Raw genomic sequence first — 18,103 nt, forward strand, 5'->3', positions numbered from 1 at the left:
GTAACTCACAGCATCTTCACAGGAATTGGGCCCTCGACTAGCGTGCAAATGCCGCTGTCATACACGCGGCGCGCGGCTGTCCACGGGGGGACTCACAAGCACTTCGGTGTGCCCTTGGCATGCCTGCGCTCGTGACGTTCCTGAGGAGCCGCACTTTCATGCTGCAAACCATGAACCGCTCGGTGCGCCGGGCGGTGATCTGCGCGATCGGCCTGTTACTGGCCGCCGTCGCGGTGGAGGCGTCCGGAGTGGCGCCGCCGCTCTGGCCGGACGGGACCGCCAACGCGGCTTCCGCGGGGGCCACGGCCCCGCCCCTGAAGACGTTCCCGCTCTTCGCGCGGAACGCGAGCACCGGCAAGCTCCGGGCGTACGAGGCGAACGGCGCGGGGGGCCTCAAGTCCGCCTACGAACTGGGCGGCGGCTTCGGCGAGGCGACCGCACTCGTCCAGGCCAACGTGTCGGAGGGCGGCCGGGCCAACGACCTCTACCACCGCGCGGCCGGAAGGCTCTACTACACCGCCGAGCACGGCAACGACACCAAGCTCATCGGCGGCGGCTGGGACATCTACGACACGATCGTCTCCGTGGGGAACATGGGCGGCTCCGCCGATCCCGACCTGATCGGCCGCGACGCCGCCGGCAACCTCTGGCTCTACCAGGGCCGGTCCGACGGCACGCTCGCGCCCCGGATGCGCATCGGCACCGGGTGGGGCGGCATGACGCTCGTGGGCCGCGGCGACTACACCGGTGACGGCAAGGCCGACATCCTCGCCCGCAGCACCGACGGCACGCTCGCCATCTACGCCGGTACCGGCTCGGCCACCGTGGACGCCGTGGTCGGCACGCGGTACGTCGTGGGCCCGGGCTGGCAGGCGTACAAGACCCTCGCCTCCGCGGGCGACACCGACGGCGACGGGAAGACCGACCTGATCGCCGCCGACACCGCGGGCGCACTGTGGCTGTTCAAGGGCACCGGCAATCCGGCCGCCCCCTTCGCCGCCCGGGTGCAGATCGGCACCTCGGGCTGGGCGGCCTTCGATGTCCTCTTCTGAGCAGAACGGCTGATACGGGTATGCGCAGATACGCAACCGCGCCCGGGCGCCGTCGATTCGGCAACTGGACGACCTTCCTGACCACCACGGCCGTGGCCACCGCCACGGCCATCACCCTGACCGGCAGCGGGGTGCAGCCCCTCGACGGGCTGCGCCCGGCGGCCGCCGCGGAGCCCGCCCCCTACGACCTGGACGCGGCCCAGAAGGTCCGCGAGGCGCAGTGCCTGCTGGGCAACGTGCTGCGCAAGGGCGGCGCGGAGATGAAGGCCGTAGCCCGCACGGGACTGAAGGGAACCGAAACCGAACTGCTCGCCGCCGCGGCGCGCAACTACTGGGACGGAACGCCGCTGTCGGCGGCGTACGACAAGGACCACTCCGCCGCCAACGCCAAGTTCGCCGAGATGGACGAGCGCAACAAGGCGTGGCAGGCCTCCCTGTACATGAACGACATCCCGCCCGGCTACACGGTCACGGGATTCCAGTGGCCGCCGGACAACCCGAGCATCTTCATGGCGACGGGCTACGGGGGCTGGATCGCGGACCAGTTCTGGACGGGCCAGGGCGACTTCTACACCGACCCGCACCCGCTGGCGGGCAAGGACTCGGTCGACGCGGCCACCAAGATCGCGAAGGCCCGGTACTACCCGGAGAGCTCCGACACCTACGAGGACCGCAAGGAGTGGGAGTGGCACATGGCGGGGTCCACCCCCATGTATGCCGACGACGCCCGCATCTTCCTGCAGAACGGCGGCTTCCCCACCAGCGCCCCCGCCCCGGACTCGATGGAATTCCGGATCGACGTGGAGCAGCTCAAGGCGCGCTTCGCGTCCTGCGCCACGCGCAATCCGCTCGACCCGCACAAGGTCCTGACGGCCGAGGCGGCCGTCGCCTCGCAGGAGTGGCAGGCCGAGATCGCGGGCCAGAACGCCCAGCGGGACACCATCCTCGGTGCCGAGCAGGCCGCCTCCAAGGACCTGCAGATCGCCGCGCAGGCCATGGCCGAGGCGCTCGGCCAGTCCATGATCGCCAGTCGGCTCACCGACTGGGAGGCACACTTCCTGAAGGTTCCGGCCGGCAGCGGACGGCCGCCCGCGAGTGAGTTCACCAAGGCCCGCACGTGGATCGAGCAGGCCCAGGCCCGCGCGACCGGGCGGCTCTACGTGGCCTCGCGCGCTGCCCAGGACGCCCAGGCGCAGGCCGCCAAGGTGACCACCGCGCAGAACGCGGCATACGCGATCGCCGACAACGCGGGTCTGCCCCGCGGCCGCGGTCTCCTCTACGGCCAGCAGGCGGCCCAGGTGACCAAGGCCTCGGCGGCCGCCGCCCAGGCGGCGGCGAAGGCCACCGAGACCGCGCTGAACGCGACGCGCGCCTCGGCGGCCGACAGCAAGACGCTGAACTCGCTGGCCATGACGCAGGCGCACGCCTCGAAGGCGGAGTTCCGCCGCAAGGCCGCCGAGGAGGCCGCCGCCCAGGCGAAGGCCTCCGCGGAGGGAGCTGCGGCGCAGGCCGTGAAGGCCGCGGAGAACGCCTCGAAGGCGAAGGCGGCACAGGTCAAGGCGGCGGCAGCGGAGAAGGAGGCCAAGACCGCCTCGGAGGACGCCAAGGCCAAGCGCGAGAAGGCCGAAGCGGAACGCGACTACGCCAAGTCCCAGAAGGAGCTCGCCGAATCGGAGCGGGCGAAGGCCGCGACGGCGGAAGCCAGGGCCCAGACCCAGCGGACCGAGGCGGGCAACCAGCTGGCCGCGGCGCAGACGGCGGGAACCACCGCCGAGAACAAGATGAAGGACGCGGTCGACGCCGAGAAGAAGGCCGTGACGGCCCGGAACAAGGCGATCGACGCGGAACAGGAGCGCGACGCCCTGGACGCCAAGGCCTACGCCAAGGAGTCCAAGGCCGCAGCCGACGAGGGCACCGGCGCGGCCGAAGGGTCCCGAACCGCGGCCACGGCCGCACGTACCGCGGCGGACAACGCGGGCACGGCGGCCAGGGCCGCACGCGCCGAGGCGGACACGGCGACCGAGGCCGCGACCAACGCGAGGGCGGCGGCGACCCGGGCCCAGGGAGCGGCCAAGCGCGCCCAGGCGGCGGCGGACGCGGCCAAGCGGGACGTCGCGGTCACCGAAGCCGCGGTGCAGAAGGCACATGCGGCGGCAGCCGAGGCCATCGATGCCTCGGACGCGGCCAAGTGGAACGCGATCACCGCGAAGTCGCAGGCGGAGACGGCCCACCAGCAGGCGGAGAAGGCCAAGACGGACGCCTCGGTCGCCCGCAGTGAAGCGGTGGCAGCCGGAGCCGAATCCATCCGCACGGCCGGGTTCGCCTTTTCCACGGCGCAGGCGGCCGTCGCCGCCAGTGAGTCGGCGATGCAGGTGGTCAAGCCGGCCAACGACGCCATCGAGCTGGGCTCTCCGTACAAGGAGACCGACTCTTCGGCGGGTCTGGCCGTGCTGACCGGTCAGGCCGCGAAGACGGCGGCCGAGCAGCAGGCGGCCCTGGCCCAGGCCAAGGCGGACCAGGCGGCCAAGGCGGCCGCCGAGGCGAAGAAGCTCGCCGAGCAGGCGGACGCGGACGCGAAGGCGGCGGCGGAGGCCGCATTGCAGGCGGCCGACTGGGCCGCCAAGGCGGCGAAGTCGGCGCAGGCCGCGCAGAAGTCGGCCAACGAGGCGGCAGCGGCGGCCAAAGCGGCGAAGGCTTCCGAGGCCAAGACCGTCGAGTACAACCGGCAGGCCACGGCGGACGCCGCGGCGGCGCAGACCGCGGCCACCACGGCGGGCACCCACGCCTCCGCCGCGGACGCGGCGGCGACGGACGCGGAGCGCGACGCCGCTTCCGCCCGCAAGGCGGCCACGGCGGCGGAGGCCGACGCGAAGACCGCGGACACGGTCGCGACCAAGGCCGAATCCGATGCCACCACGGCGGAGACGGCCGCGAAGCGGGCCCAGGAAGCAGCGAAGGAGGCGCAGGACGCGGCGACCCGGGCGGAGAACCAGAAGAACCACGACGCCATCGCCTCGGGCGGTGTGACCGGCGTCAAGGGAGTGTTCGCCCGCTCCAAGATCGAACCGATCGGAGAACCCGAGGACCAGAACAAGTGCGTCCTGGACATCGGGTTCGACGGCTGCACGGTGAAGTTCAAGCTGACCTACAACCTCACGGTCGACTTCTACCTGTGCACGGACCCGGCGGCCCCGGAGAACGTGACCGAGGCGAACTGTCCGGCCGATTACGTGACCTGGATCCATTCCCAGAACATGGGTCTGCAGACGTATTACAAGGACGTCTACTTCAGCCGCCTGGAGATCGCCCTGATCTTCGACAAGGTGTTTCTGAAGACCCTCTGGCACATGCTCACGGACGACTTCTACAGCTGCGTCAAGGGACACAAGCTGGACGCATGCGTGTCGGTGGGGATCGACCTGGCCATGGGCGCCGTCAGCAAGCGGATGGAACTCCTCATGGATGCGATGCAGGCCTACCGGACTGTCATGAGGACCGGCGCGAGCATGGACGAGGCCAGGGCGCTGGCCAAGAAGGCCGAGATGGAGCCCGACGTGATAGCGGCCCTGGAGCGGGAGGCGAACTGGGGGCAGAAGTTGTTCACCTCCTGCTACCGCAACAGTTTCCCGCGAACCACGCCGGTGCTCCTCGCCGACGGCTCGTACAAGCCGATCGGTGAAGTCCGCCACGGCGATCTGGTGATGGCGGGTGACCCCGTGTCCGGCGCGGTCCGTGCCCAGCCCGTCACCAGCACCTACCAGCACGACACCGAACGCCTCGTCGACATCACCCTGGCCGGTGGCGGACAGCTCACGACCACGGCGGGACACAAGTTCTTCGTGGCCGGCCGTGACTGGGTACTGGCGTCCGACCTGGTGGCCGGCGACCGGCTGCGGGGCCCGGACGGCTCCCTCCGTGCCGTCGTGGCACTCAAGGACCGGGACGGCATCGCCCCGCAGCGGGTCTACGACCTGACGGTCGACGGGCTGCACACCTTCTTCGTGCGGGCCGCCGGAGAGCAGCCCCAGGACGTGCTCGTGCACAACTGCTTCAGCCTGATGGACGAGACGACGTTCCCGGCCAGCGGTGCGCACACGATGAGCAGGCACGTCAACCGGACAGCGCGCCAGGCGATGGACGACGCGCTCGAGAACCAGCGAAAGGGGCTGGAACCGGTCAGCAGCGTCTTCACCGATGCGGACATCGCCCAGCAGGCGGTCGACCGGGCGGCGGCCCACTACTTCTTCGGAGCCGGCAAGACGAAAAGCGCGGCCCGCAAGACCGCGCTCGACAACTGGCTGAAAGACCCGAACGGCCCTGACACCTTCACCTTCGATGGCAAATGGGACGGGATGACCTCGCTCGGGACGGTGTACCGCGTGGGTGAGGCCCCGAAGGCGGCCGGCAACTCGGTCCGTGTCACCTTGAAGAAGTTCAAGCACGACAAGGGCAACGGGTTCGTCGTCTACACGGCGTACCCGATCTGACGGAGGTGAGCAGGACGAGCGCGCACGGTGAGTGGGACTTCGGGCTCAGTGCCCTGGCCCAAGCGTTCCGGGACGTCTGGATCCACGGGACGGCCGACGAGGTGATCGCGTCCGTGGCTTCGCGTCATGCCCGCACGCTCCACGCCGACACGGTGAGGCTGCTGGAGTCACCGCTGTCGGACGGGGCACTCATGGCGCTGTGGCACGCGGCGACCGGGCGGAACCACAACCCGGACGTCCTGGGGATGGGCGGACGTGACTGGCTGGCCCATGTCGCGGACATCGCCCGTCGGCGGATCGACCAGGAAGGGGAGCGACGTTCGAGCTCTCCCTCACCGGTGCGTACGGATCTCGCCGAGGACGTCCTCGGCGAGATCCGGGGGCCGGTCCTGGCCGCACTGGACGAGGCGACGGCCGACCCGCAGGGCCGGGTCTCCGGAGCCGTGGCCGCGCTGGAGAGGGTGGTCGCCGAGGTCGATCCCGACCTCGGGTTCCGGCTCTTCCTCCGCTCGATCGTCGGGTTCCGGGTGCCCATCACGGATGTCCAGTACACGGGGTACAGGGCGCTCGGCGACCGGTTCGGGTACGGCGATCACCTCCTCCACAACGTGGAGAACCTGACCGATTTCAGCTGAGACGACACCGAGGGCGGCTCCCCGGATCCTGAGTGGATCCGGGGAGCCGCCCTCGGTCTCTGTGCGGCAGAGGCAGTGCGTCAGGCGCGGGTGTCGCCGCCCAGGTGGTGGACGCGGACCATGTTGGTGGTGCCGGGGACGCCGGGGGGCGAGCCGGCGGTGATGATCATGGTGTCGCCCTGGTTGTAGCGGCCCAGCTTGAGCAGCTCGCCGTCCACCAGGTCGACCATCGCGTCGGTGGTGTCCACGTGCGGGACGATGTAGGACTCGACGCCCCAGCTCAGCGTGAGCTGGTTGCGGGTGTTGACGTCCGTGGTGAAGGCCAGGATCGGCTGGGTCACGCGGTAGCGCGACAGACGGCGGGCCGTGTCGCCGGACTGGGTGAAGGCGATCAGCGACTCGGCGTCGAGGAAGTCCGCGATCTCGCACGCCGCGCGGGCGACGGAGCCGCCCTGGGTACGGGGCTTCTTGCCCTGGACCAGCGGCTGGAGGCCCTTGGAGAGGAGCTCCTCCTCGGCCGCCGTGACGATCTTCGACATCGTCTTGACGGTCTCGATCGGGTACGCGCCGACCGAGGACTCGGCCGACAGCATGACCGCGTCCGCGCCGTCGAGGATGGCGTTGGCGACGTCGGAGGCCTCCGCGCGCGTCGGGCGGGAGTTGGTGATCATCGACTCCATCATCTGGGTCGCGACGATCACCGGCTTGGCGTTGCGGCGGCACATCTCGATGAGCCGCTTCTGGACCATCGGGACCTTCTCGAGCGGATACTCGACGGCCAGGTCACCGCGGGCCACCATGACCGCGTCGAAGGCGTCGACCACGGCCGCCATGTTCTCGACGGCCTGCGGCTTCTCCACCTTGGCGATGACGGGGACCCGGCGGCCCTCCTCGTCCATCACCTTGTGGACGTCCTTGACGTCGTTGGCGTCGCGGACGAAGGACAGGGCGACCATGTCGCAGCCCATCCGCAGGGCGAAGCGGAGGTCGTCGACGTCCTTCTCCGACAGGGCGGGGACGTTCACGGCGGCACCGGGCAGGTTGATGCCCTTGTGGTCCGAGATGACACCGCCCTCGATGACGATGGTCCGCACCCGCGGGCCCTCGACCTCGGTCACCCGGAGCTCGACGTTCCCGTCGTTGATCAGGATCTGGTCGCCCTTGGCGACGTCGCCCGGGAGGCCCTTGTAGGTGGTGCCGCAGATGGACTTGTCGCCCGGGACGTCCTCGGTGGTGATGGTGAACTCGTCACCGCGCACCAGCTCGACGGGACCCTCGGCGAAGGTCTCCAGACGGATCTTCGGGCCCTGGAGGTCGGCGAGGACGCCGACGGCGCGCCCGGTGTCCTCGGAGACCTGCCGGACGCGGTCGTACCGCTCCTGGTGTTCTGCCTGGGACCCGTGGCTGAAGTTGAATCGGGCCACGTTCATACCTGCCTCGATGAGCGCTTTCAGCTGCTCATACGAGTCGACGGCGGGGCCCAGCGTGCAGACGATTTTGGAACGGCGCATGACTGGATCCTATCGGTTTGTTTCGTAGCGGAATATTCCGGCTGGTGGAAAGTCCAAGTGACTACTGGGTAACCAGCGCATACGCCTGGGTGGCGATCTCCAGTTCCTCATCCGTCGGGACCACCGCCACCGCCACCCGGGCATGCTCCGCCGAGACCAGCCGCGGCTCGCCGGAGCGCACGGCGTTGGCCTCCGGATCCAGCACCAGGCCCAGTGCGGCCAGGCCGTCGATCGCGGCCTCGCGGACCTGATGGGCGTTCTCGCCGACCCCGGCCGTGAAGGTCACCGCGTCCACCCGCCCGAGCACCGCCGCGTAGGCCCCGATGTACTTCTTCAGCCGGTGGACGTACGCGGCGAAGGCGAGGCTCGCCGCCTCGTCGCCCTCGCCCGCGCGCCGCAGCACCTCGCGCATGTCGTTGTCGCCGCACATGCCCAGCAGACCGCTCTTCTTGTTCAGGAGCGAATCGATCTCATCCACCGAGAAGCCGCCCACCCGTGCCAGGTGGAAGACGACCGCCGGATCGAGATCGCCCGAACGGGTCCCCATGACCAGCCCCTCCAGCGGGGTCAGGCCCATGGACGTCTCCACGCACACCCCGCCCCGCACGGCCGAGGCGGAGGCGCCGTTGCCCAGGTGCAGCACGATCACGTTCACGTCCTCCACCGGCTTGCCGAGCAGCCGGGCCGTCGCCCGCGAGACGTAGGCGTGCGAGGTGCCGTGGAAGCCGTACCGCCGGATGGCGTACGCGTCGGCGACCCGGGCGTCGATCGCGTACCGCGCCACGTGCTCCGGCATGGTCGCGTGGAAGGCCGTGTCGAAGACGGCGACCTGCGGAAGGTCCGCGCGCAGCGAGCGCGCCACCTCGATGCCCGTCACGTTCGCCGGGTTGTGCAGCGGGGCCAGCGGGATCAGGCTCCGGATCTCCGCCAGCACCTCGTCGTCGATCACGGTCGGGCGGGTGAACCGCGTCCCGCCGTGCACCACCCGGTGACCCACCGCCGCCAGTTCGGGCGAGTCCAGCCCCATGCCGTCCGCGGCGAGCTCCGCCGCCACGGCCTTCAGCGCCGCCCCGTGGTCCGCGATCGGACCGAGCCGCTCCCGGCGGCCGGCGGCCGCGGCCGGACCCGAGAGCGGCTCGTGCACCAGCCGGGAGGTCTCCTCGCCGATGCGCTCCACCAGGCCGGACGCGAGCCGGGACCGGTCCGCCATGTCGAGGAGCTGGTACTTGACCGACGAGGAGCCGGAGTTGAGGACGAGTACGCGCGATGCGGTCACGGTGGAGGTCTTTCCTGGTCGCGGGTGGTGGAGGGGGAGGGGCAGGCCGTGGGCGAAGGGTCAGGCCGTGGGCGCCGGCGCGCCCTGCGCCTGGATCGCGGTGATGGCCACGGTGGTGACGATGTCCTGGACGAGCGCACCGCGTGAGAGGTCGTTGACCGGCTTGCGCAGACCCTGGAGCACCGGGCCGACCGCCACCGCGCCCGCCGAACGCTGCACGGCCTTGTACGTGTTGTTGCCGGTGTTGAGGTCCGGGAAGATCAGCACCGTCGCGCGGCCGGCCACCTCGGACCCAGGCAGCTTGGTCGCAGCGACCGAGGGCTCCACGGCCGCGTCGTACTGGATCGGCCCCTCGATCAGCAGGTCCGGGCGCTGCTCGCGGACGAGCTCGGTGGCCTTGCGGACCTTGTCGACGTCCGCGCCGCTGCCCGAGGTGCCGGTCGAGTACGAGAGCATCGCGATCCGCGGCTCGACGCCGAAGGCGGCCGCGGTGGCGGCCGACTGGACGGCGATGTCCGCGAGCTGCTCGGCGTTCGGGTCCGGGTTGACCGCGCAGTCGCCGTAGACGAGGACCCGGTCGGCCAGGCACATGAAGAAGACCGAGGAGACGATGGACGCCTCGGGCTTGGCCCTCCCGTCGCCCGCCACCACCCTGCCTGACGCGCTTCGCGCGGCCGTGTTCGTTTTGATGATCTCGAAGGCCGGGCGGATGGTCGCCGCGGTGGAGTGCACCGAACCGGAGACCATGCCGTCGGCCAGGCCCCGCTGGACCATCAGGGTGCCGAAGTAGTTGACGTCGGTGACCACGTCGGCCGCCAGCTCGGCGGTCATCCCCTTGTGGGCGCGGACCTGCGCGTAGTACTCGGAGAAACCTTCCCGCAGCGGTGAGGTCGCCGGGTCGATGAGCTGTGCGCCGGAGATGTCGACGCCGAGGTCGGCGGCCTTCTTCAGGATCGCCTGCTCGTCCCCCAGCAGGGTCAGGTCGCAGACCCCGCGGCGCAGCACCACGTCCGCGGCGCGCAGCACGCGCTCCTCCGTGCCCTCGGGCAGCACGACGCGCCGGCGGTCCGAACGGGCCCGCTCCAGCAGCTCGTGCTCGAACATCATCGGGGTGACGCGCTCCGAGCGGGCCACCGACAGCAGACCGCGCAGCTCGCCGGTGTCCACGTGCCGCTCGAACAGGCCGAGCGCGGTCTCCAGCTTGCGCGGGGTCGCGGAGTTCAGCCGGCTCTGCAGCGAGAAGAGTTCGGCGGCGGTGGGGAAGCTGTTGCCGGCCACCGACACCACGGGCGTGCCCGGTGCCAGCTTCGAGGCCAGCGTCAGGATCTCCGGGGTCGGACGCTCGTTCAGCGTGAGCAGCACACCGGCGATCGGCGGGGTGCCGGAGGAGTGCGCGGCCAGCGCGCCGATGACCAGGTCGGAGCGGTCCCCCGGGGTGACGACCAGGCAGCCGGGGGTCAGGGCGCCCAGGAAGTTCGGCAGCATGGCGCCGCCGAAGACGAAGTCCAGGGCGTCGCGGGCCAGCCCGGCATCGTCGCCGAGGAGCACCTCGCCGCCGAGCTCCCGGGTGATCTGGGCGACGGTCGGTGCGGAGAGCGACTTGTCGTCCGGCAGCACGTAGCAGGGCACGGGCAGCCGGGCGGCCAGCCGCTCGGCTATGACGTCGCGGTCCTCCGCGGCCACCCGGTTCACGACCATCGCGACGACGTGGCAGCCCAGGGTCTCGTAGGCGCGGTAGGCGTTGCGGGCCTCGGCGCGCACGGCCTCGGCATGGTGCTTGGTGCCGCCCACCACGGGCACGACGACCGCGCCCAGCTCGTTGGCGAGGCGGGCGTTGAGCGCCAGCTCGTCGGGGAGGTTGGTCTCCGCGTAGTCGGTGCCGAGGACGAGCATGACCTCGTAGTCGCGGGCCACCCGGTGGTAGCGGTCGACCAGCCGCGAGACCAGCTCGTCGGTGCCCTTCTCGGCCAGGATCGCCGAGGCCTCCTGGTAGGACATGCCGTAGGCCGCCGCGGCGTCCTGATCGATCCGGTAGCGGGCCCTGAGGAGGTCGAAGAGCCGGTCCGGCGCGTCGTGCAGCAGCGGACGGTAGACGCCGACCCGGCCCGTCTGCCGGGTCAGCAGCTCCATGATTCCCAGCTCGACGACCTGCCGGCCGTCCCCGCGCTCGATACCGGTCACGTACACGCTGCGCGTCACGCCCGCTCTCCGTCCCATGCTGTGAAGGTCATTTTGATCTGGCTCGACCCCTTGACAATACCTCTGTCAATGGATAGGGCGCCCCCGGGAAAAAGGCCTGGCCGGGAGGGGTGGAGGGCCTTCGGGGGGCGGCCGCCGAAGATGTGCGGCGCCCCGGGCCCGTGGAACAATCGGACAGGCCTCACCATTACGCCCTTATGTACGGCAGGAGACACAGCACGATGCGTATCGGAGTTCTCACCGCAGGCGGCGACTGTCCCGGCCTCAACGCTGTCATCCGGTCGGTCGTACACCGTGCCCTCGTCGGCCACGGAGATGAGGTCATCGGTTTCGAGGACGGCTTCAAGGGCCTCCTCGACGGTCACTTCCGCCCCCTCGACATCAACGCCGTCAGTGGCATCCTCGCCCGCGGCGGCACGATCCTCGGCTCGGCCCGCATGGAACGCGCCCGGCTCCACGAAGCCGCCGAGAACGCCCAGGAGCTGGCGACGCGCTACGGCATCGACGCCCTCATCCCGATCGGCGGCGAAGGCACCCTGACCGCCTCCCGGATGCTGTCGGACGCCGGGATGCCGGTCGTCGGCGTACCGAAGACCATCGACAACGACATCTCCTCCACCGACCGCACCTTCGGCTTCGACACCGCCGTCATGGTCGCCACCGAGGCGATCGACCGCCTCAAGACCACCGCCGAATCGCACCAGCGCGTGATGGTCGTCGAGGTCATGGGCCGCCACGCGGGCTGGATCGCCCTGGAGTCCGGCATGGCCGGCGGTGCGCACGGCATCTGCCTGCCGGAGCGCCCCTTCGAGGTGGACGCCCTGGTGAAGATGGTGGAGGAGCGGTTCGCCCGCGGCAAGAAGTTCGCCGTGATCTGCGTGGCCGAGGGCGCGCACCCGGCCGAGGGCTCCATGCCGTACGAGAAGGGCGCGATCGACCAGTACGGTCACGAGCGCTTCGCCGGCATCGGCAACCGGCTCGCGATCGAACTGGAGCACCGCCTCGGCAAGGAGGCCCGCCCGGTCATCCTCGGCCACGTCCAGCGCGGGGGCACCCCGACCGCGTACGACCGGGTGCTCGCGACCCGCTTCGGATGGCACGCCGTCGAGGCCGTCCACCGCGGCGAATTCGGCAACATGACGGCCCTGCGCGGCACCGACGTCGTGATGGCCCCGCTCGCCGAGGCCGTCACGGAGCTGAAGACCGTCCCCGAGGAGCGCATGTACGAGGCCGAGTCGGTCTTCTGACGCCGGCCCGGGCGGGACCCGCGGCCCCCGTGCGGTCGTCCCGCGCGTCCTACGCCGCACCGCCCGCGAGGTGCCAGAACCGGTCCACGATCTCGGTGAGGAACTCCCGGCCCGCGTCCCCGCTGCCGGCCTCGCCCTGGCCGCCGCCCCAGCTGAGCGTCGCCACCATCCGCGACTGGTAGTCGCCGTGCAGCTGCTCCAGCACCGCCTCCAGATGGTGCTTGGGGATCGGCAGCAGCTTGCCCAGCGGCTTCACGTACGCCTGCCAGCGGGTGGTCACCGCGCTGCGCAGCAGTTCGGCGAGCTCCTCCTGCTTGCCGGTCGCCGTCACGAACTGGGCCAGCGTCAGCCCCAGTACCGTGGCCAGGGCGGCGGACTGCCGTTCGTTGCCCTTCCAGCGCCCGGTGTCCTCCATCTTCTGGTACGCGCTCGTCTCCAGGCCGATCCGGCGGGCCAGGTCGTCCGCCGCGAGCCCCCGGGCGACCCGGTGTTCCCGCAGGGTGACCGGTTCGGCGAGCAGTTCGCCGGGTGCACACCACAGGACGCCCGCTAGCGCCGTGAGCTCGGCGGAGGAAGGTGATATCTCGCCGCGCTCCCAGGCCATCACGGTCTCGGGCGCGACGACGAGTCCGTACTGGGCGCGCAGGCCGTAGGCGACATGTCCGGGAGCCATGCCCAGGGCCGCGCGCAGGCGACGCGCGGCGGGGGCATTGAAAGGTGGGCTGGAGTGCACACCGCACACCGTAGAAGTGGCCGGCCTGCGGCGCCTACAGACCAAACAAACAAGCCAATACCTCGTAGGAACGTCCTATGAAGTAACGGCCTTTCGCCGGGTTTCCGGGCGACTGTCCGGTAATCGGTGAAGCGGAAGATCCTTTCCGTATGTACGGTTCCAGCCAATGCCCGCCGATGCAATACCTCTCACACTCTTCGCCCGATCCGAACCGGCCGGCCGTTTCCTGCGTGATCCTTTCCGGGGCCCTCGCCGACGGGGGTGACGAGGGCCCCTTCCTCCCTTGCCTTGACGTCGGCGTCAAGGAATACGGTCGTTCCATGCGCATCGGCGAACTGGCGGAGCGGGCGGGGACCAGCACCCGGACGCTCAGGTACTACGAGTCGCGCGGGCTGCTCCCCGCGCGGCGGGCCGGCAACGGCTACCGGACCTACGACGAGGACGACCTGCGGCTGCTGAGTCAGATCCGCACCCTCCAGGACTTCGGCTTCGAACTGGAGGAGACCCGCCCCTTCGTGGACTGTCTGCGGGCCGGCCACCCGGCCGGGGACTCCTGTCCCGCCTCGCTCGCCGTCTACCGGCGCAAGCTCGCCGAGCTGGACGGCCTGATCGGCCAGCTGGCCGACGTGCGCGAGCAGCTCGGGCGGCAGTTGGCCGACGCGGAACGGGCGGCCGGCGAAGCGGCCGTGCCGAAGTGCGAGATGACCGGATGACCGGATGACCGGATGGACGAGAGGGACGGTGGCATGAAGGCTCACGGCGTGGCGCAGGTGACCGACGCGGATTTCGAGACCGAGGTGCTCGGGGAGCGGGGGCGGCCCGTCCTCGTGGAGTTCACGGCCGACTGGTGCGGCCCCTGCCGCCAGCTCGCCCCCGTCCTCTCCTCGATCGCCGCGGAGGAGGCCGGCCGGCTCAAGGTCGTGCAGATCGACGCGGACAGCAACCCCGGGGCCGTCACCCGGTACGGGGTGCTGTCCATGCCGACCCTGCTCGTCTTCCGTGACGGCGAGCCCGTCCAGCAGATCGTCGGCGCCCGGTCCAAGCACCGGCTGCTCCGGGACCTGGAGCAGCAGCTCGCCACGGCCTGAGCCGCGGGCCCGGGCCCGGGGCCGGGGCCGGGCCCGGCCCGGCCCCCGAGCCCGGCGCCTCAGGCCTGCGGCCGGAACCAGACCGTCGCCAGCGGCGGGAGGGTCATGCGCAGGCTCGCCGGGCGGCCCTGCGCCGGCACCGGCTCCGGCCGCATCGGCTGGGTGTGGTGGACGCCGCTGCCGCCGTAGACCTCCAGGTCGGTGTTGAGCACCTCCCGCCACAGCGGCACCTCCTCGGGCACCCCGATCCGGTAGCCGTGCCGGACCACGGGCGAGAAGTTCGACACCGCCAGGAGCTGCGAGCCGTCCTGCGCGTACCGCAGGAACGCGAAGACGTTGTCCTCCGCGGCGTCCGCCTCCACCCAGGCGAAGCCCTCCGGCACGGTGTCCCGCTCCCACAGGGCGGGCGCCCCCGTGTAGGTGCGGTTCAGGTCGCGCACCAGGTTCCGTACGCCCCGGTGGTCACCGGCCGCCGCGTAGGACTCGTCCAGCACCCACCAGTCCGGCCCGTACACCTCCGACCACTCCGACCCCTGGGCGAACTCCTGCCCCATGAAGAGCAGTTGCTTGCCCGGATGGGCCCACATGAAGCCCAGGTACGCCCGGTGCGCCGCCCGCTTCTGCCACCAGTCGTCCCCGGGCATCTTGGAGACCAGCGAGCTCTTGCCGTGCACCACCTCGTCGTGCGAGATCGGCAGCACGTAGTTCTCGCTGAAGGCGTAGATCATCCCGAAGGTCATGTCGTGGTGGTGGTACTTGCGGTGCACCGGGTCCTTCGACATGTAGCGCAGGGTGTCGTGCATCCAGCCCATGTTCCACTTCAGGCCGAAGCCGAGCCCGCCGGAGTCCGTCGGCCGGGTCACGCCCGTCCACGCCGTGGACTCCTCCGCGATCGTCACGACCCCCGGGCAGCGCCGGTACACCGTCGCGTTCATCTCCTGGAGGAAGCCCACCGCGTCCAGGTTCTCCCGGCCGCCGTGCTCGTTGGGCGCCCACTCGCCCTCGGCGCGCGAGTAGTCGAGGTACAGCATCGAGGCCACCGCGTCCACGCGCAGGCCGTCCACGTGGAACTCCTCGCACCAGTACACGGCGTTGGCGACGAGGAAGTTGCGGACCTCCTTGCGGCCGTAGTCGAACTCCAGCGTCCCCCAGTCCGGGTGCGCGGCCCGCCGCGGGTCATGGTGCTCGTACAGCGGCCGCCCGTCGAACTCCGCGAGGGCCCAGTCGTCGCGCGGGAAGTGCGCCGGCACCCAGTCGACGATCACCCCGATCCCGGCCCGGTGCAGCGCGTCCACGAGGAAGCGGAAGTCGTCCGGGGTGCCCATCCGCGAGGTCGGCGCGTAGAAACCGGTGACCTGGTAGCCCCACGAGCCGCCGAAGGGGTGCTCGGCGACCGGCATCAGCTCCACGTGCGTGAAGCCCAGCTCCTTGACGTACGCCGGGAGCTGCTCGGCGAGCTGCCGGTAGGACAGCCCGGGCCGCCAGGAAGCCAGGTGCAGCTCGTACACCGAGAAGGGGGCCTGGTGCGGGGAGCGGGCGCCGCGCCCGGCCATCCACGCCGCGTCCTGCCACTCGTACCGGGACGAGGTGACCACCGAGGCGTTCGCCGGCGGGACCTCCGCGGAGCGGGCCATCGGGTCGGCGCGCAGGGTGTGACTGCCGTCCGGGCGGGTGATGTCGTACTTGTAGAGCGTTCCGGCGCCCACCCCGGGCAGGAACAGCTCCCACACCCCCGTCGAGCCCAGCGAGCGCATCGGGTAGGCGACGGAGTCCCAGTACGAGAAGTCCCCGGCGACCCGGACCCCCTGGGCGTTCGGCGCCCACACGGTGAAACGGGTCCCGGCGACGCCCTGGTGCTCCATCGGCTCGGCGCCGAGCGCCTTCCACAGCTGCTCGTGGCGGCCCTCGCCGATCAGGTGCAGGTCCAGCTCGCCGAGGGCGGGCAGGAAGCGGTAGGGGTCGTGGACCTCGATCTCGTCGCTGTCGTACGCGACCAGCAGCCGGTACTCCGGCACGCCGGTCAGCGGCAGCAGCCCCGAGAACAGCCCGTCGCCCTCGTCGAAGAGCTCGGCCCGCAGCCCCTTGGCCACGACGGTGACCGCCTTGGCGTGCGGGCGCAGCACCCGGAAGGCCACCCCGCCCCGCTGGGTACGGGCCCCCAGCACCGCGTGCGGGTCGTGGTGGCGGCCCTCCAGCAGCCGGGCACGTTCGTCGGCGCCGAGTGCGGGCGCCGGCCGGACGCCCCGCGGCGGGTCGGCGCGGCGGGCCCGGGGCGTCCGGGCCTTCTTCGCCGCCGCCGGGGCGGGTACGGCTTCCTCGCGGACGGTCGGTGACGGCTGTCGTGCGGCGCTCACGCGAGCGGCCTCCTCGGGGGCTTCGGGTGGGGGTGGGGGGAGATGGAGCCGGGGGCGGACGGGGTCGGGGGCACACGGTGGGCGGGTCGTACGGGCTCCGAGAGCCGCCGGATCGCGGCCATCGGCACGTGCAGCCAGTCGGGACGGTGCCGGGACTCGTAACGGGCCTCGTACACCGCCTTGTCGGTCTCGTACGCGCGCAGCAGCACGGGGTCCTCGCGGGGGTCCCGGCCGGTGGTGCGGGCGTAGCCCTCGCAGAAGGCGGCCCGGCAGTCGTCCGCCCAGGCGGGGGCGAACGGCCGGTGCGAGCGGGCGGCGTAGTCGAAGGAGCGCAGTATCCCGGCGATGTCGCGCACCGCCGGTTCGGGACGGCGCCGGTCGGCCAGCGGCCGGGCCGGCTCGCCCTCGAAGTCGATCAACGACCAGCCGCCGTCGAGGGTGCGCAGGGTCTGCCCCAGATGGAGGTCCCCGTGGATCCGCTGGGCGGGCACGCCCGCCCCCCGGGAGGCCGCCAGCGCGTCGAAGGCGCCCCGCAGCCCCGCCTCGTAGGGCCGCAGTGCCGGCACCTCCCGGGCGGTGGCGGCCAGCCGGGCCGTCATGCCCGCCGCGAGCCGGGCGGTCTGCTCCGGGCCGAGCGCGACCGTGGGCAGCGCACCGGCCAGCGCGCTGTGCACCTCGGCGGTGGCCCGGCCCAGCGCGTGCGCCTCGGCGGTGAAGTCGGCCCCGGCGCCGAGCCGGCGCAGCGCGAGCTGCCAGCCGTCGTCGGAGCCGCGCAGGTACGGCTGGAGCACGCCCAGGGTCAGCGGTTCGCTGCCGGGCGGCTCGGCCTCGTACCAGGCGACGGGGGCCGGGACCCGGGTGCAGCCGGCGGCGGCCAGCGCCCTCGGCAGCTCCAGGTCCGGATTGACCCCGGGGCCGACCCGGCGGAACACCTTCAGGATGAACGAATCTCCGTAGATCAGCGAGGAGTTGGTCTGTTCCCCGGACAGCGGCCGGGGGGTGAGCCCGGCCGGGATCGGCGTGGCCGGGTCCCGGTCGAAGCGCAGCGGCCCGAGGGTCCCGGGGGAGCGCAGCCGTTCCAGCAGCATGGCCGCGAGCCGGGGATCGCCCAGCGCCTCGTAGACCGCCCGGCCCGCGTACGGTCCGTCCTCGGCATGCCCGATCAGGGTGGGCGCGAGGGCGGGCGGCAGGGACGGGCGGATGCCCAGCAGCAGTTGGTAGCAGTCCCCGTCGACGTCGAGGAGCAGGTGCAGCAGTCCGGGGGTGGATCCCGGCGGCAGCAGCTCGGCCGCCGAGACGGTCCTGAGCCTGCTGATGGTGCGGCCCTTGCCCGCGAACCAGCGCTGTGCGGGCAGCCAGGCCTTCAGCATCGGCTCCAGTGGAGCGATCCCGGTGGCCCGGTCGGCCGTCAGCCGGCTCCGGGCGGATGCAGCCTCCGACATGACGTCGCGTCCTTTCCCCGGGCCGTCACAGAATGCGCAGAGTGTCCCGGATGCGCGGCAGTTGCTTCTCCGGCATGTG

At 71.5% G+C, this 18,103-nt stretch carries 12 protein-coding genes; 6 read left to right on the forward strand and 6 right to left on the reverse strand.

Annotated elements, in window-relative coordinates:
- The first annotated feature begins 158 nt into the window (after nt 1-158).
- The 3 genes from ACXNSR_RS26710 to ACXNSR_RS26720 are packed head-to-tail and all read left to right on the forward strand — an operon-like array spanning nt 159 to nt 6,174.
- The gene (locus ACXNSR_RS26710) at nt 159-1,052 is read left to right on the forward strand and encodes an FG-GAP repeat domain-containing protein (protein ID WP_458637953.1); all 894 of its coding nucleotides are present in this window, start codon (nt 159-161) and stop codon (nt 1,050-1,052) included.
- A 20-nt stretch (nt 1,053-1,072) separates the two neighbouring features.
- Complete coding sequence (locus ACXNSR_RS26715) at nt 1,073-5,539, forward strand: polymorphic toxin-type HINT domain-containing protein (RefSeq protein WP_458637954.1); 4,467 nt, start codon at nt 1,073-1,075, stop codon at nt 5,537-5,539.
- A 5-nt stretch (nt 5,540-5,544) separates the two neighbouring features.
- A complete protein-coding gene (locus ACXNSR_RS26720; protein WP_458637955.1) occupies nt 5,545-6,174 on the forward strand; it encodes a hypothetical protein in 630 nt (209 codons plus the stop codon).
- Between the two features lie 80 nt (nt 6,175-6,254).
- Here the strand turns inward: ACXNSR_RS26720 and pyk are convergent, their stop codons facing one another.
- From pyk to pta, 3 genes are all read right to left on the reverse strand, one after another.
- A complete protein-coding gene (gene pyk / locus ACXNSR_RS26725; protein WP_458637956.1) occupies nt 6,255-7,685 on the reverse strand; it encodes a pyruvate kinase in 1,431 nt (476 codons plus the stop codon).
- A gap of 61 nt (nt 7,686-7,746) precedes the next feature.
- Nucleotides 7,747-8,961, reverse strand: a complete 1,215-nt coding sequence (locus ACXNSR_RS26730; protein WP_458637957.1) for an acetate kinase — start codon at nt 8,959-8,961, stop codon at nt 7,747-7,749.
- 60 nt (nt 8,962-9,021) lie between these two features.
- Nucleotides 9,022-11,160, reverse strand: coding sequence for a phosphate acetyltransferase (gene pta / locus ACXNSR_RS26735; protein WP_458637958.1), 2,139 nt, complete (start codon nt 11,158-11,160; stop codon nt 9,022-9,024).
- A gap of 221 nt (nt 11,161-11,381) precedes the next feature.
- Here pta and ACXNSR_RS26740 point away from each other — a divergent pair, with 221 nt between their 5' ends.
- Entirely contained in the window at nt 11,382-12,407 is a 1,026-nt protein-coding gene (locus ACXNSR_RS26740; protein ID WP_030009086.1) for an ATP-dependent 6-phosphofructokinase, read from the forward strand.
- A 49-nt stretch (nt 12,408-12,456) separates the two neighbouring features.
- Here the strand turns inward: ACXNSR_RS26740 and ACXNSR_RS26745 are convergent, their stop codons facing one another.
- A complete protein-coding gene (locus ACXNSR_RS26745; protein ID WP_458637959.1) occupies nt 12,457-13,140 on the reverse strand; it encodes a helix-turn-helix domain-containing protein in 684 nt (227 codons plus the stop codon).
- Nucleotides 13,141-13,460: 320 nt separating this feature from the next.
- On the opposite strand from ACXNSR_RS26745, the gene ACXNSR_RS26750 reads away from it, so the two are divergent.
- Together ACXNSR_RS26750 and ACXNSR_RS26755 are read left to right on the forward strand one after the other, a co-directional pair.
- A complete protein-coding gene (locus tag ACXNSR_RS26750) occupies nt 13,461-13,853 on the forward strand; it encodes a MerR family transcriptional regulator (protein ID WP_266605082.1) in 393 nt (130 codons plus the stop codon).
- A gap of 33 nt (nt 13,854-13,886) precedes the next feature.
- Nucleotides 13,887-14,228 carry a thioredoxin family protein gene (locus ACXNSR_RS26755; protein WP_458637960.1) on the forward strand — a complete coding sequence of 114 codons (342 nt, stop codon included), beginning with the start codon at nt 13,887-13,889 and terminating at the stop codon, nt 14,226-14,228.
- Between the two features lie 59 nt (nt 14,229-14,287).
- Here the strand turns inward: ACXNSR_RS26755 and glgB are convergent, their stop codons facing one another.
- Together glgB and ACXNSR_RS26765 are read right to left on the reverse strand one after the other, a co-directional pair.
- Nucleotides 14,288-16,582: a 1,4-alpha-glucan branching enzyme gene (glgB, locus tag ACXNSR_RS26760; protein ID WP_458637961.1), complete on the reverse strand. Its 2,295-nt coding sequence runs from the start codon at nt 16,580-16,582 to the stop codon at nt 14,288-14,290.
- Nucleotides 16,579-18,024, reverse strand: coding sequence for a maltokinase N-terminal cap-like domain-containing protein (locus ACXNSR_RS26765; RefSeq protein WP_458637962.1), 1,446 nt, complete (start codon nt 18,022-18,024; stop codon nt 16,579-16,581). The genes glgB and ACXNSR_RS26765 overlap by 4 nt, the downstream gene beginning before the upstream one ends.
- Nucleotides 18,025-18,103: the final 79 nt, after the last annotated feature.

It is taken from the genome of Streptomyces sp. NC-S4 (assembly GCF_054353315.1).